This is a genomic window from Rahnella aceris (assembly GCF_011684115.1).
GTDB classification, from domain to species: Bacteria; Pseudomonadota; Gammaproteobacteria; order Enterobacterales; family Enterobacteriaceae; genus Rahnella; species Rahnella aceris.
Genome location: NZ_JAADJV010000001.1, coordinates 852,074 through 866,357, shown reverse-complemented (window position 1 = coordinate 866,357; position 14,284 = coordinate 852,074). Strand labels below are relative to the sequence as shown.

General features: G+C 53.0%; 15 protein-coding genes. 6 read left to right on the top strand and 9 right to left on the bottom strand.

Annotated elements, in window-relative coordinates; all coding sequences use genetic code 11:
- The first annotated feature begins 155 nt into the window (after window positions 1-155).
- Window positions 156-359, top strand: coding sequence for a hypothetical protein (locus tag GW591_RS03920; RefSeq protein ID WP_013575027.1), 204 nt, complete (start codon window positions 156-158; stop codon window positions 357-359).
- 310 nt (window positions 360-669) lie between these two features.
- Here the strand turns inward: GW591_RS03920 and GW591_RS03915 are convergent, their stop codons facing one another.
- Both GW591_RS03915 and cutC read right to left on the bottom strand, forming a co-directional pair.
- On the bottom strand, window positions 670-1,173 hold the full coding sequence (locus GW591_RS03915) for a lysozyme inhibitor LprI family protein (RefSeq protein ID WP_013575025.1): 504 nt from the start codon (window positions 1,171-1,173) through the stop codon (window positions 670-672).
- 168 nt (window positions 1,174-1,341) lie between these two features.
- Window positions 1,342-2,100: a copper homeostasis protein CutC gene (gene cutC, locus GW591_RS03910; RefSeq protein ID WP_013575024.1), complete on the bottom strand. Its 759-nt coding sequence runs from the start codon at window positions 2,098-2,100 to the stop codon at window positions 1,342-1,344.
- 113 nt (window positions 2,101-2,213) lie between these two features.
- On the opposite strand from cutC, the gene GW591_RS03905 reads away from it, so the two are divergent.
- On the top strand, window positions 2,214-3,362 hold the full coding sequence (locus GW591_RS03905; protein ID WP_013575023.1) for a MalY/PatB family protein: 1,149 nt from the start codon (window positions 2,214-2,216) through the stop codon (window positions 3,360-3,362).
- Here GW591_RS03905 and GW591_RS03900 read toward each other — a convergent pair.
- Window positions 3,359-3,928, bottom strand: a complete 570-nt coding sequence (locus GW591_RS03900) for a VOC family protein (RefSeq protein ID WP_015689674.1) — start codon at window positions 3,926-3,928, stop codon at window positions 3,359-3,361. The two genes, GW591_RS03905 and GW591_RS03900, sit on opposite strands and share 4 nt — an antisense overlap.
- A gap of 217 nt (window positions 3,929-4,145) precedes the next feature.
- On the opposite strand from GW591_RS03900, the gene argS reads away from it, so the two are divergent.
- On the top strand, window positions 4,146-5,879 hold the full coding sequence (gene argS / locus GW591_RS03895) for an arginine--tRNA ligase (RefSeq protein WP_119261469.1): 1,734 nt from the start codon (window positions 4,146-4,148) through the stop codon (window positions 5,877-5,879).
- Between the two features lie 62 nt (window positions 5,880-5,941).
- Here the strand turns inward: argS and murJ are convergent, their stop codons facing one another.
- From murJ to rimJ, 4 genes are all read right to left on the bottom strand, one after another.
- A complete protein-coding gene (gene murJ, locus GW591_RS03890; RefSeq protein WP_013575020.1) occupies window positions 5,942-7,477 on the bottom strand; it encodes a murein biosynthesis integral membrane protein MurJ in 1,536 nt (511 codons plus the stop codon).
- Window positions 7,478-7,670: 193 nt separating this feature from the next.
- A complete protein-coding gene (locus GW591_RS03885; RefSeq protein WP_166860139.1) occupies window positions 7,671-8,582 on the bottom strand; it encodes a Gfo/Idh/MocA family protein in 912 nt (303 codons plus the stop codon).
- 12 nt (window positions 8,583-8,594) lie between these two features.
- Complete coding sequence (locus GW591_RS03880; protein ID WP_013575018.1) at window positions 8,595-9,254, bottom strand: DUF480 domain-containing protein; 660 nt, start codon at window positions 9,252-9,254, stop codon at window positions 8,595-8,597.
- Between the two features lie 10 nt (window positions 9,255-9,264).
- The gene (rimJ, locus tag GW591_RS03875) at window positions 9,265-9,852 is read right to left on the bottom strand and encodes a ribosomal protein S5-alanine N-acetyltransferase (protein ID WP_013575017.1); all 588 of its coding nucleotides are present in this window, start codon (window positions 9,850-9,852) and stop codon (window positions 9,265-9,267) included.
- Between the two features lie 212 nt (window positions 9,853-10,064).
- Here rimJ and mdtH point away from each other — a divergent pair, with 212 nt between their 5' ends.
- The 3 genes from mdtH to GW591_RS03860 all read left to right on the top strand — a co-directional run bounded on the left by mdtH (window position 10,065) and on the right by GW591_RS03860 (window position 12,809).
- Window positions 10,065-11,270 (top strand): multidrug efflux MFS transporter MdtH, encoded by a 1,206-nt coding sequence (mdtH, locus tag GW591_RS03870; RefSeq protein ID WP_037035854.1) that lies wholly within the window; start codon window positions 10,065-10,067, stop codon window positions 11,268-11,270.
- A gap of 177 nt (window positions 11,271-11,447) precedes the next feature.
- Window positions 11,448-12,095, top strand: coding sequence for a glutaredoxin 2 (grxB, locus tag GW591_RS03865; RefSeq protein WP_013575015.1), 648 nt, complete (start codon window positions 11,448-11,450; stop codon window positions 12,093-12,095).
- Window positions 12,096-12,245: 150 nt separating this feature from the next.
- Window positions 12,246-12,809 (top strand): lipoprotein, encoded by a 564-nt coding sequence (locus tag GW591_RS03860; protein ID WP_013575014.1) that lies wholly within the window; start codon window positions 12,246-12,248, stop codon window positions 12,807-12,809.
- Between the two features lie 73 nt (window positions 12,810-12,882).
- On the opposite strand, the gene GW591_RS03855 is transcribed toward GW591_RS03860, so the two are convergent.
- Together GW591_RS03855 and GW591_RS03850 are read right to left on the bottom strand one after the other, a co-directional pair.
- Window positions 12,883-13,467: a TorD/DmsD family molecular chaperone gene (locus tag GW591_RS03855; protein ID WP_013575013.1), complete on the bottom strand. Its 585-nt coding sequence runs from the start codon at window positions 13,465-13,467 to the stop codon at window positions 12,883-12,885.
- Window positions 13,468-13,527: 60 nt separating this feature from the next.
- Window positions 13,528-14,268 carry a phosphatase gene (locus GW591_RS03850; RefSeq protein ID WP_013575012.1) on the bottom strand — a complete coding sequence of 247 codons (741 nt, stop codon included), beginning with the start codon at window positions 14,266-14,268 and terminating at the stop codon, window positions 13,528-13,530.
- Between the last annotated feature and the right edge of the window lie 16 nt (window positions 14,269-14,284).

The window sequence follows — 14,284 nt, the reverse complement described above, 5'->3', positions numbered from 1 at the left end:
CCAGACATCTTCCTGTCTGGCGGAAGTCATTGCTCACACTTTATCCTCACTTTCAGTCACGTCACTCTGTACATCACGCTGTAAAAAGGTCTAACCTTTCAGAAGGCTATCGGTTTGTTATGACGGAGATCGTCGTTCGCATTACGGGAGGAAGTATGAAGTTCCCTAAAGGCAGCATCGTTAAACACAGATCTGGCGATATCAAAGGTACCGTGATGAATACTTTTGAATCAGAGCACGACATCGTGTCGTATTACGTTTCCTGGGAAGATGGCAGCAGCAGTCTGCACAAGGAAAACGAATTGCACTGGGCAAATATTGACGTCGCTATCAGAATAAAAAATTTTTACGAGAAGTAATTGTTTCCGCATCAGCCACAGCCCTTTGTAAAGCTCCACGTTTTGACGCTATATCATTGGATTGATTCATAGCATTTCGTGTATAAATTCGGCCAACCAATTTATCCGTACGCAAGTATTTCGTGGAGAAATTAATGCGCAGAAGAATTCGATTCCTCATGGATCGGGCTGTTATTGTTCTAGGCCTTTTCGTGATGTGCCTGGTGGTGAAAGCAGGAATGTTCGGTGTGGCGCTGCTGACCTGGGGCTGAGGTGTTGCCCGTCATAAAAAGCGCCGCCCGGGGCGCTTTTTCAGGCCAAGAAAACCGGATTAATGGTCATCTTTAAATTTTGGTTCGGGTAATACCGCTGGCGTTGAATCCTGATATTGCAGCCAGTTGCTCCAGATATCTTTAACACGCAACTCGATGAGTTCCATTTTCCGCGACAGCGACATCACGCCTCTGATCGTCCCGCCCTGATAGTCGGTGTACGTCGCAAAAGTGGCTTTCTCTTCAAACGCATCCCACGCCTGAGTTTCCTCATCAAACGCTTTCAGCACAGCTGCTGCGTCAGGATCCGGGTTCGGACCTGTAGCCGTTTGCTCAATACGTTTTCTGGCCGCCACAAGGTACGTCTGTTTCACCCAATTCAGCTTGTCGATTTTTTCCGCATAACAATCGTTCATATCCAGCGTCGTTTGCTGAGGGTTGCCTGCACAGTCAATGGCAAATGTCTCAGCACCATTATCCAGAACACTGCTGGGTTGTTTATCAGCGGCAAATAATGAGTGCGTAAATCCCAACAGCGCGAGAGTAATCACTAACTTTTTCATGTCCCTGTCCGGCGGTAACAATTTGATGAGCAGACAGATTATCCGAATCAATTACGCAACGACAGCAGAATCAGGAGCACAAAAAAAGCCCCGCCAACATGACGGGGCCTGGTACTTGCGCAGGGCGACGCAATAAGGGTCGTATGACCCGGTTAAATCTTTGAGTTATTACGCCGTGCGGGATATTTCATCGTCAAACTGCAATGTGCTTTTCATTGCAGCAACAATATCGCCATCCACGCAATAACGACTGAATTCATCAAAGTCAGTATCAGAACTCATAGTGACACCGGCTTTCCGGTAGCGCATGGCGGATTTCACCTGACGCCCTGCTGAACTGTGTAACTCCGTCAGCCCGATATCCACAAACTTCTGCAAATTCGTCAGACGCACACCCGCGCCAGCCATAATAATTGGACCACGCGTCAGCTGATTGAGTTCCCGAAGCATCGGTAAACCGACTTCAGCATTTTGTTGTTGCCCGGAGGTCAGAATGCGCGCCACCCCTAACTGAGTCAACTGCTCCAGTGCAATCTTCGGGTTAAGGCACATGTCGAATGCGCGATGGAATGTTACGGCCATATCGCCGCACAGCGCCATCACCTCCCACATTCTCGCCATATCAATATGCCCTTCCGCATCCAGCATGCCGACCACCAGACCCGGATAGCCGAGATCGCGAATACAAGCGATGTCGCTTTTCAACACCTCAAATTCACTCTGGCTGTAGCAAAAGTCCCCCCCCCTTGGACGGACAATCGGATGTACAGGGATGGTCACTTTTTCCCTTGCCAGTTTGAGGGTACCGTAACTCGGCGTAATGCCCCCGTCAGCCTGACTGGCGCACAATTCAACACGATCTGCCCCGGCTTGTTCTGCTGTCAATGCACAGTCCACGCTGTAACAACACACTTCTAATTTAGTCATGTGATCTCTCCTGATTACGGCATTATGCTACAACACTTGTCTGCAGCCGGCCATGTCGCGTAGGCTTTGAGATGAGCATCCCCACCCAATCTGTTTGCTTAGGAAAGCTAACTATGACACTCAATTTTGATTTATGGGTAGACCGCAGTCACAGTGATAGCGTTAAGTGGAATAAATACAATAATCAGGATGTGATACCGCTTTGGGTTGCCGATACCGACTTCACTTCTCCGCCTCAGGTTATCAAAGAGTTGCAGCAACGGGTCGCAGAAGGCGTATTTGGGTATGGTTTCACACCGCCGGAACTCATTGATTTAGTGGTAAAACGTCTGGCGGATCGTTACGAATGGGCTATTAAGCCCGAATGGATCGTCTGGTTACCGGGCCTGGTGTGCGGATTAAACGTCGCCGTTCGCGCCACTGTTGCACCACAAAACTCCAGTCTGATGCCCATGCCCATTTATCCGCCGTTTATGCAGGCGGCTCAGGCTGAAGGGCGTCAGTTTAAATCCATTAATGTAACTGAGCAGCAACAGCGCTGGGTGGCCGATTTTTCCACGGCCGACAATCTACTGGATGGCAGCGAAAAGCTGCTGATGCTCTGCAACCCGTATAACCCCGGTGGCACGGTGTATCGTCGCGAGGAATTACTCGAACAGCAGGCCTTCGCGCAACGTCACGATCTTGTGGTGTGTTCGGATGAAATCCACTGTGACCTGATCCTCGAACCGGGCCTGAAACACATCCCGTTCGCCTCACTCAATGCCGATGCCGAACAGCGTTCGATCACGCTGATGTCGCCGTCCAAAACCTTCAACCTTGCCGGTCTGGGCGCGTCGATGGCGATTATTCCTGACCCGGAACTACGCCGGAAATTCCTTGAGGCCAGTCACGGCATTGTGCCGCACGTCAATATTTTGGCGTATGTCGCCGCGACCGCCGCTTACCGCGATGGCGAGGAATGGCTTAACGCACAGCTCGAATACCTGCGAGGTAACCGCGAACGGGTGACAGCCAGAATCAACGCTATGCCAGGATTGCGCATGCTGGCGCCGGAAGGCACATACCTTGGCTGGATTGATGCCAGCGCACTGCCGGTGCAGGACCCTTACCATTTCTTCGTGGACGCCGGGGTCGGTTTCTCAGGTGGCGCTGATTTTGGCGCACCGGCTTATGTGCGTATCAATCTGGGTTGCCAGCGCGCGTTACTGGAAAAAGCGCTGGATCGCATGGAAGCGGCGTTACTGACGCTGCAACGTTAACCGTCTTCCCTTTCGCTGGCGACAATCGCCCGCAGGCTGTGCGGGTGAAATTTGATGGTCACAGAGCCGTCAGTGATCGCCAGCGTCGGGTTAGGCAAACGCTCGTTCTCCCCTTTCGGCGCACTTTGTTTCAGCTTAATACCGGGCGTCATTAGCGCTTCATCAGCAATCAGCGCCAGCGCCCGTGTATATAATTCGTCTTCAGCACCGGGCAGGACAATCTCAATATGTTCCCAGCCTTCGTGCGGGTAACGTTTATCGCCGGGATATGGTAACTCGACCAGATCAATACTCAGCGGCCCGACCTGCAAAGGTTTGTTGAGCGAAAACAGACAAATTGGTCGGCCGTTAATCAGGGTCTCATTCAACAGGCTGCCGCACTTTTCCAGGCCGGTTTTCCAGCGATCCGCCGTCGTGTTCTGATGACAACGCACTGAAATATGATCTGCGTGAAACCCACCCAGATTAATGTGCAATTTTGCAGCGAACGCCGTCAGTACGTCGACAAAGCGCGGTAAATCATCAGCTAAATCCTGTAACTCCGGCACGTGATTCATGGCGGTCATCCTATCTTGTTTTCGTTTGCAGATCTTCAGGGTCGGGTAATTTACACAGCCTTTCATCCGGTTGCCAGAGACATGCCGCACAATCGCGTTTTCCTTACCCCGGACGTGCGGTGATACTGACGCCGCAAGGCTAATATGATATAAACACGCATCATTTTAGGTTCGTCCACCATGGGATGAACAGCAAACAACCACATTCCTAAATAAAGGTACTTCGGTGAATATTCAGTCACTTCTTTCAGATAAAGTCAGCCAGGCGCTGATCGCTGCAGGCGCTTCAGCCGACAGCGAAGCGCAAGTCCGTCAGTCCGCTAAAGCTCAGTTTGGCGACTATCAGGCTAATGGTGTTATGTCCGTGGCAAAAAAACTCGGTATGCCACCGCGACAACTGGCAGAGAAAGTCGTTGAGCTGTTAGACCTGAGCGGCATCGCGAATAAAGTCGAAATCGCCGGGCCGGGTTTCATCAATATCTTCCTGGATCCTGCTTTTGTTGCTGCGCATGTAGACAGCGCTCTGAACGATGAAAAACTGGGCATCACACCGGTTGAACCCCAAACTATCGTCATCGACTATTCCGCGCCAAACGTGGCGAAAGAAATGCACGTTGGCCATATCCGCTCCACCATTATCGGCGACGCGGCTGTGCGCACCAATGAATTCCTCGGCCATAAAGTGATCCGCGCTAACCACGTTGGCGACTGGGGTACACAGTTCGGCATGCTGATTGCCTATCTGGAAAAAGTACAGAACGAAAACGCCGGTGACATGAATCTGGCTGATCTGGAAGAATTCTACCGCGCGGCGAAGAAAAACTACGACGAAGACGAAGCCTTCGCCGAGCGGGCGCGTGGCTACGTGGTGAAACTGCAAGGCGGCGATGAATACTGCCTGCAGATGTGGCGCAAGCTGGTTGACGTGACCATGAAGCAAAACCAGCTAACCTACAATCGTCTGAACGTCACCCTGACCGAAGACGATGTGATGGGTGAAAGCCTGTACAACAGCATGCTGCCGGGCATCGTTTCCGACCTGCAGGCCAAAGGTCTGGCCGTCGACAGCGAAGGCGCGGTTGTTGTCTATCTTGATGAATACAAAAATAAAGAAGGCGATCCGATGGGCGTCATCATCCGTAAAAAAGATGGCGGCTACCTGTACACCACCACCGATATCGCCTGCGCGAAATACCGCTACGAAACACTCGGGGCCGACCGCGTGCTGTATTATATCGACTCCCGTCAGCACCAGCACCTGATGCAGGCATGGACCATAGCGCGTAAAGCCGGTTACGTGCCGGATTCTGTGGCGCTGGAACACCATATGTTCGGCATGATGCTGGGCAAAGACGGTAAGCCGTTCAAAACCCGCTCAGGTGGCACGGTGAAACTGTCTGATCTGCTGGATGAAGCGATTGATCGCGCACGTAAGCTGATCACCGAAAAGAATCCGGAAATGAAAGACGCCGGGGAGCTGGAAAAACTGGTTAACGCGGTGGGTATCGGCGCAATCAAGTACGCTGATCTGTCAAAAAGCCGTACTACCGATTACATCTTCGACTGGGACAACATGCTGGCGTTCGAAGGTAACACCGCGCCGTATATGCAATATGCCTATACCCGCGTAGCCTCTATCTTTAAACGTGCAGACATCGACGTGAACAGTCTGACTCAACCGGTTGTACTGAGCGAGGAACGTGAAGCTGCGCTGGCGACCCGTCTGTTGCAGTTCGAAGAAGTACTGACCGTTGTCGCCCGCGAAGGCACGCCACACACCATGTGTGCGTATCTGTACGACGTGGCTGGCCTGTTCTCCAGCTTCTACGAGCATTGCCCGATCCTTAATGCAGAAGATGAAACCAGCCGTAACAGCCGTCTGAAACTGGCACTGCTGACACAACGCACGCTGAAAACCGGTCTGGATACGCTGGGTATCGAAACCGTAGAACGCATGTAACGCACGGTTGTGGATATTAAAAAAGGGCGCTCATGCGCCCTTTTGTGTTTCTGTAATCTGCGTCAGTCCAGCTTACGGGCAAATTCTTTCACCCTGAAGCCCAGCAGGCCAAGCACGGCAAAGTAAGCGACTACGCCGACAGCAACCACTGCCGCCAGACGCGCCAGACGATACGCCATTCCCCCCACATCCCATGCAGGCATCAGCCACATCATGCCGAGCAATGCTGCTGACATGGCAACCACCGCGACAATCAGCTTAATCAGGAACACTCTCCAGCCCGGCAAAGGCTGGAAGATATCCTGCTTACGCAGTTGCCAGTAAAGCAGCGAAGCATTCAGACAGGCGGCCAGACCAATCGACAGGGAAAGCCCCGCGTGTTTGAGTGGGCCGATAAAGGCCAGGTTCATCACCTGCGTCATCAGCAAGGTAATGATGGCGATTTTCACCGGCGTTTTGATGTTCTGACGTGAATAAAAGCCCGGAGCCAGCACTTTCACCACGATCAGCCCCATCAGCCCGACGGAATAGGCCACCAGTGCACGTTGCGTCATCGAAGCATCAAACGCGCTGAACTTGCCGTACTGGAATAATGCCACCGTAAGCGGTTTGGCCAGAATCCCCAGGGCGACGGAACTTGGCAACGCCAGCAGGAAACACAGACGCAAGCCCCAGTCCATCAGGCGATTGTATTCACCGTGATTTCCGCTGGAAAAGCTTCGCGCCAGCGAAGGCAGCAAAATCGTGCCCAGCGCCACGCCCAGCACACCGGAAGGAAACTCCATCAGGCGGTCAGCGTAATACATCCATGACACGGAGCCGGAGACCAGAAACGAGGCAAAAATCGTGTTGATGATCAGTGAAATCTGGCTGACGGAAACACCCAAAATCGCCGGTCCCATCTGGCGCATTACGCGCCATACACCGGCATCTTTCAGGTTCAGGCGCGGCAGCACCAGCATGCCGATTTTCTTCAGGTGTGGCAGCTGATAACCGAGTTGCAGCAAGCCACCGGCCACCACGGCCCAGGCCAGCGCCAGCACCGGCGGGTGAAAATACGGCGCGGCAAATAACGCAAAACCGATCATGCTGACGTTCAGGAAGGTCGGCGCAAACGCCGGTATTGAGAAGCGGTTCCAGGTGTTGAGTATCGCTCCGACCAGCGAGGCCAGAGAAATAAGCAGGATATACGGGAAGGTGATCCGCAGCAGAGAACTGGTGAGCGCAAATTTGTCCGGTGAATCCACAAAACCCGGCGCAGTGATATAAATCACCCACGGCGCCGCGAGCATGCCCAGCACGGTGACAATCGCCAGAACCAGCGTCAGCAACCCGGAGACATACGCAATAAAGGTGCGCGTAGCTTCTTCGCCCTGCTGAGTTTTGTACTCGGCAAGAATTGGCACGAACGCCTGTGAAAATGCACCTTCGGCAAAAATACGTCGCAACAAATTGGGCAATTTGAACGCCACAAAAAAGGCGTCGGTGACCATTCCGGCGCCAAATACACGTGCCACAATGGCATCGCGGGCAAAACCTAATACACGTGAAAACATCGTCATGGAACTGACGGCTGCCAGAGATTTAAGTAGATTCATGTCACTTTTCTTGTTTACCGGTTTACATGTATATCAAATAGTTAAACCATCACGCCTGCATCAGCAGGCGTGAGAGATGAAGCCGCATGGCTCAAAGATGCGCTTAGTCTACGCATCCGCAATACAATAGCCACCGGCAGTTGTTTTATGTTGTTATAGAGTGTTAACCACGCCATCCCGCGCGGCTTTTTTGTTAAGAATTCAGAATCTTCTCGATCATTGCCTGCGCATAAATCGCCTGCTCGCCGCTGGTTTCCGGCGCCGTCTGATTACTCACGCAGGTCACAAAGTGTTCAATCGCACCGACAAATCCGCGCTGTGTCAGGGTACTTTGCCAGCCCGGTACCGGCAGTTGTGTGAGAATATCCTGCTGTTCCTCGCGCCAGATTTGCATATTGTCCAGCTGATACACCGCGCCTTCAGTCACCGCCTGCACGCTCTCGCGGAAAGTCCCTGCCCGGCGATGCATCGATGTCGTCACCAGCGTTTCGCCACAGAGGAAATGATGTTCGCCGTACAACATCTGATTCGCTTCGTTAATCTGAATCAGACCGCTTTCCAGACTGGCATTACCGCCTGCCAGCCACAGCGCGGTATCGACCACGTGCAGATAATCGTCCAGCAAGGTGAATCGCAGATCGTTTGGCCCCACGCTATCCGTCCGGTGTTTGTCCATGCGCAAAGATGCAGCGCTCTGCATGTTATCTTTGAGCTGACGATACAACGGTGCAAAGCGACGGTTGAAGCCGACCATCAGCGTTTTGCCTGTCTTGCGCGCCTGTTCAACCAACTGCTCAGCCTGCTCAAGCTCAGCAGCCAGCGGTTTATCGACATACACATGCACGCCCTGCGCCAGCAATTGCCCGACCACTTCAAAATGGCTGGCGGTGCTGCTGTGCACAAAAACCGCGTCACACTGGCCCGCCAGTTCATCCATGCGGGAAAAACACGCCATACGATAACTGTCGCAAATGGTCTGCGCCTTTTGCTGATTCGGGGAAAACCCGCCGACCAGCGTCCAGTTTTCAGCGTGACTCAGCACCGGCAGATAGGCTTTTTGCGCAATCCCACCCAGCCCGATAACACCAATACGTAATTTACTCACAACCCGCTCCTGTTAATCAGCCAGATGTTGCAACAAATTTTCCAGACGCTGTTTCAGCTCCGCCACTTCAGCTTCCAGTGTTTCCACGCGCGCGATCAGAGTCAGATCAGCGCTTTGTGCCTCGGCGCTGAACAGCGGTTCTTCATGGGTACTGGCCACATTACTGACTTCGCCGCTGAAAAGATGCATATAGCGGCTTTCACGTTTCCCGGGTTCTCGGGCCAGACGCACGCAGAACGGGCCGTCTTCGCGGTTTGTCAGTTCAGTCAGCGTTTGTTCAACTTCGGCAACGTCCGAGAAATCATGCAGACGGTTAGTGCGGGTACGCAACTCGCCCGGCGTTTGTGCGCCGCGCAACAACAGCGTGGTCACCACCGCCACTTCCTGCGGGGAAAATTTGAGATTGCCGAATTCAGAATTACAGAAACGGTGCTCATACTTCATGGTACGTGAGCCGCTCAGGGTGCGGATAATGTGTTTACGCAGCAGCAAATCCAGCGTTTGCTGAACGTCACTTTCGCTCAGTTCCATCACCGGCTCGCGGTTCGTCTTCTGATTGCAGGCCGTGGTCAGGCCGTTAAGGGTCATCGGATACTGTTCTGGCGTGGTGAGTTGTTTTTCCAGTAAACAGCCCACAACACGGGCCTCCCGGGCGCTGAGTTCGTGTTTCATGTTGCTCTCCTTATCGGGACGGGGGTGTCCATTCTTGCCAGGTTAATGCCGTCAGCACGTGGTCCTGCCATTTGCCGTCAATCAGCAGGTAATCTTTGGCGTAACCTTCGCGTTCAAAGCCGAGACGTTCGAGAAGCTGGCCGCTGCGTTTATTGTGCGGCATGTAATTGGCCATGATGCGGTGCATTTTTTGCTGGCGTTGCATATAGCGGATAAGCGTCTGCAACGCTTCCTGCATCAGACCTTTACCCTGCCATTCCTGGCCGAGCGAATACCCGAGGAAACAGGCATGGAAAGAACCGCGCAGCACATTGCTGAAATTCGCCACGCCCATCACGCGATTTTCATCGGGGTCGAGCAGGATGAAGTAATACGCACTGCCTTGTTTTTGCATCTCGGTAATCAGCCCCAGACGCGCCTGCCATCCTGAGGGATAACAATGGCTTTCATCCCTGACCGGTTCCCACGGTTTCAGAAACGCGCGGTTCTCAGCGTAGTATTCAGCCAGCCGGTGCGCATCACGGTCATGAACCAGGCGCAGGACCATCCGATCAGTGGTAAGCCGCACCTTTGGCACGGCAGATTTGTAGCCAAACATCCCTTCCCTCCACATCCCGCATGGGTCGATAAATAGAATTTATAGGAAACGACAGATCACCGCTAATTCTGCCAGTCAGAGCGCGGCTTGACGATAAAAAAATATTATCAATAGCGCCCTATCTAAATGCCTGTTTCCGGTTCAGACTGGAACGGTCTTTTCTCCTTTCTGTATCTGCCGGACAGGATACATATAATCGCTCATGGTGAAGCATGTCTCTGGTATCACAAGCTCGGAGCTTGGGTAAGTATTTTCTGTTATTAGACAACGCGCTGGTTATTTTAGGCTTTTTCGTGGTTTTTCCGTTGATCTCGATCCGATTTGTCGATCAGCTTGGCTGGGCGGCAATGGCCGTCGGCCTGGCACTCGGCGTTCGTCAGCTTACGCAACAGGGACTGGGCATTTTTGGCGGGGCGATTGCTGACCGGTTTGGGGCGAAACCCATGATTATCACCGGCATGTTATTGCGCGCGGCGGGCTTTGCCACGATGGCGATGGCCGATCAACCGTGGATTCTGGTCTGTTCGTGTATTCTCTCCGGTCTTGGCGGCACGTTGTTTGATCCGCCGCGTACCGCGCTGGTCATAAAACTGACCCGTCCGCACGAGCGCAGCCGCTTCTTCTCCCTGATGATGATGCAGGACAGCGCGGGTGCCGTCATTGGCGCACTGATCGGTAGCTGGCTGCTGCAATATGATTTCCATTACGTCTGCTGGACCGGAGCCGCAATCTTTTGTCTGGCCGCGGCCTGCAACGCCTGGCTGTTACCGGCTTACCGCATTTCCACCCTGCGCACCCCTATGCGCGAAGGCATGATGCGCGTGCTGCGCGACCGTCGTTTTCTGGCCTACGTGCTGACGCTGACTGGCTATTACATGCTGACCGTGCAGGTGATGCTGATGTTGCCGATTGCGGTCAATGATGTCGCGGGCAGCCCGTCGGCGGTGAAATGGATGTACGCCATTGAAGCCGTACTGTCGCTGACGCTGTTGTATCCGATTGCCCGCTGGAGCGAAAAACGTTTCCGTCTTGAACAGCGCCTGATGTTCGGTCTGCTGATCATGACATTGAGCCTGCTGCCGGTCGGGCTGGTTACCTCAATCAATCCGTTATTATTGCTGATTGGCTTTTTCTACATTGGTTCGATCATCGCCGAACCGGCGCGTGAAACCCTGGGTGCATCTCTGGCCGACGCCCGCGCACGCGGCAGCTACATGGGCTTCAGCCGTCTGGGACTGGCTCTGGGCGGCGTCATCGGTTATACCGGTGGCGGCTGGATGTACGACACCGGCCGTGCGCTCGAACTGCCTGAATTGCCGTGGTTATTACTCGGCGTCGTTGGCTTCATCACCCTCACCGGTTTGTACTGGCAGTTCAACCTGCGCCGCATCGAACCGGCCATGCTCAGCGGCGGTTGATCTTCCGTAATTTCTTATGCAGTACCCTGATGGAAACCGCGTTCCAGAGAATGCGGTTTGATCTCACATCCATCTATACCCATACTGAATCATAGCGTTAGACAAAATCCGAACCTACATCCGGCAGTTTTCATGCACCCTACAGGTCACCGCCGGCGATAACAGGAGCTACGTACTATGAGACTTTACGTTTACGAACATTGCCCTTTCTGCGTGAAAGCCCGCATGATTTTCGGTTTGAAGAACATCCCGGTTGAGATCAAGGTGCTGCTCAACGACGATGAAAAAACACCCATTTCAATGGTGGGTAAAAAGATGGTGCCTGTCCTGCAAAAAGAGGATGGCGGCTTCATGCCGGAAAGTATGGATATCGTGCATTACATCGACAAAAGTGACGGTAAACCGCTGCTGACCGGCCCGCTGAACGCATCTGTTGCCGCGTGGTTGCGTCAGGTTTCTGAATATACCGGACGTCTGTTGTTGCCGCGTTTTGCCACCGCACCACTGGAAGAATTCTCCACGCCGGAAGCCCGTAAATACTTCGCCGATAAAAAGCAGGCTGCCAGCGGCAGTTTTCAGGAGCATCTGCAACATTCCGAAGGTCTGGTGAAGAAAATCAGTCAGGATTTGCGCGCACTCGACAAACTGATCGTCGAGCCGAATGCGGTGAACGGCGAGCTTTCCGAAGATGACATTAATCTCTGGCCGTTGCTGCGTTCGCTGTCGATTGTGCAAGGCATCGACTGGCCTTCACGGGTTCAGGCCTACCGCGATAATATGGCGAAACAGACTCAGGTAAATCTTCTCTCCCGTCTCGCAAGCTAAGCCCGTTATACTTTTTGCCGGAAGTCCGCTTCCGGCAATTTTCCCTTTTATTCCCTCCCTTCAGCACTTAGGCTAATCAGCGTTGTCTGATTGGAGCCATGATGCTTTACGGTCATGCTGACGAAATAGTTTTTACGTAATGAGGGAAGAATGACAAAGCGATTTCTGGGTGCCGCAGTACTGATGTGTGCCAGCTTACTGGCAGGCTGTAATCAACTGACGCAGTACACCATCAGTGAGCAGCAGGTGAATGATTACCTGCAAAAGAACAACAACTTTGAAAAACAGTTGGGCGTTCCGGGACTGGTGGATGCCAAACTGGTGCTGACCAATCTCAGCAGCCAGATTGGCCGGGCTGAACCCGGTATCGTGACGCTGACCGGCGACGCCCATGTCGATGTATCCTCACTGTTCGGCCCGCAGAAAGCCGATATGCGCCTGACCCTGAAAGCGCATCCAACTTATGATCGCGAGAAAGGCGCCATTTTCCTGCGGGATATGCAGGTGGTGGATTACACCATCAAGCCTGAGAAAATGGACAACGTGATGAAAGGCCTGATGCCTTATCTGAACAATTCGCTGAACACCTATTTCAACCAGCGTCCGGCTTATGTGCTCAATGGCGATCACAGCAAAGGTGAAGCGATGGCGAAGAAACTGGCGAAAGGAATTGAAGTGAAACCGGGTCAGTTGGTGATACCTTTTACTGATTAGTCTGAGTAAACCGATAATAAGAAAGCCCGGCGTGATGACTCACCGCCGGGCTTTTTACATGCTGTGTTCAGGATTACTGGTCGTCTTCTTCCGCGTCATCCAGATCCGGCGGCAGTTGCTCTTCGAGTTCGTCGCGCATCGCCTGCAAGGCTTCGCGGCTGATTTCAGACAGCGTGCGGTAGAAACCGCTGGTGGCATGGGCTTCCACTTTACCGAGGAATTTACCGCACCACGGGAACAGGTAGTCATCAAACAGCGTAATTTGCGCGCTGACTTCATCTTCCTGCGACTGATCTTCCAGCCAGGAGGCGGCCAGTAACATGGCACCGAAATGATCAGCAGGCGTTTCGCCCAGCGGCATACCGCGCTGTTGCAGGAATGTGCGCACATCCATTTCATTTGCGCCGTCAACATAATCACTGCGGAACGGCGATACCGCACATTCTGAACCGACAAACAGACGGTTAAATTCAGCGGCCAGCGCTTGCGGATTGGCACTTTCCTGCAAGCGGATCAGCAACGCATCTTGCTCCAGCGGCCAGTGCTCACGCAGCTTTCCGTCCTGAATCAGGCCAAACAACGGAACCAGCAACGGATCCTGCGGCTGACGGTAAAACAACGTGCCCAGCACGCGGCAGACAATCGAAAATTCATTCATAACAGTAACCTGATCAGATAATGAAAAGGGTTAATCCCCCGCAATTTGGTCGCGACAATGTCACAGTTCGCTTAATTCAGCAATGGGCGCGCGACCCCGGGCCTCGAGAAAATCGAGGAAACGACGCGGGCTGACATTAAGAATACGGTCTTGCGGAAAATCAATTTCACGCAGGATACGTTCGCAATGTTCAAAGCCCCCGAGTGAATAAGCGATGTGCGAATCTGACCCCAGCGCCAGCCAGCCACCGGCTTCTTTTACTGCCAGCGCAATCGCACGGCAATTTGGCTCGCTGCCCGCACGTGAATGAATAAACGATGAGTTATTCAGCTCCAGCGCGACGTTATATTTCGCGGCAGCCGCCGCCACAGCAGGAATATCAATCGGGTATTTCGGGTTGCCCGGGTGCGAAATAATATGCACTTCACCCCCCGCCATCGCTGCAATCATCGCAGCGGTATGGGTTTCTTTATCGACGGGCTGCATCACCGGCTCATGGAAACCGGCAATAATCACGTCGATTTCTTTGAGCATCGGGCCGGTACAGTCGATATCACCATGAATGTTTTTAATATTCGACTCGATGCCACGCAGGATACCGATGCCATTCACCAGACGCGGCCAGACCCGCATATTCATAAAATGCCAGTAGTGCGGCGCATCAGCCATATCAGGACCATGATCAGTGATGGCAAACAGCTTAATGCCCTTTTCGGCGGCTTCATCAATGTAATCATGTAACGTGCTGTAGGCGTGGGTGCTGGCAACGGTATGCATATGTAAATCAACCGGGTAAGGCATGTACTCTCCTTGAAAG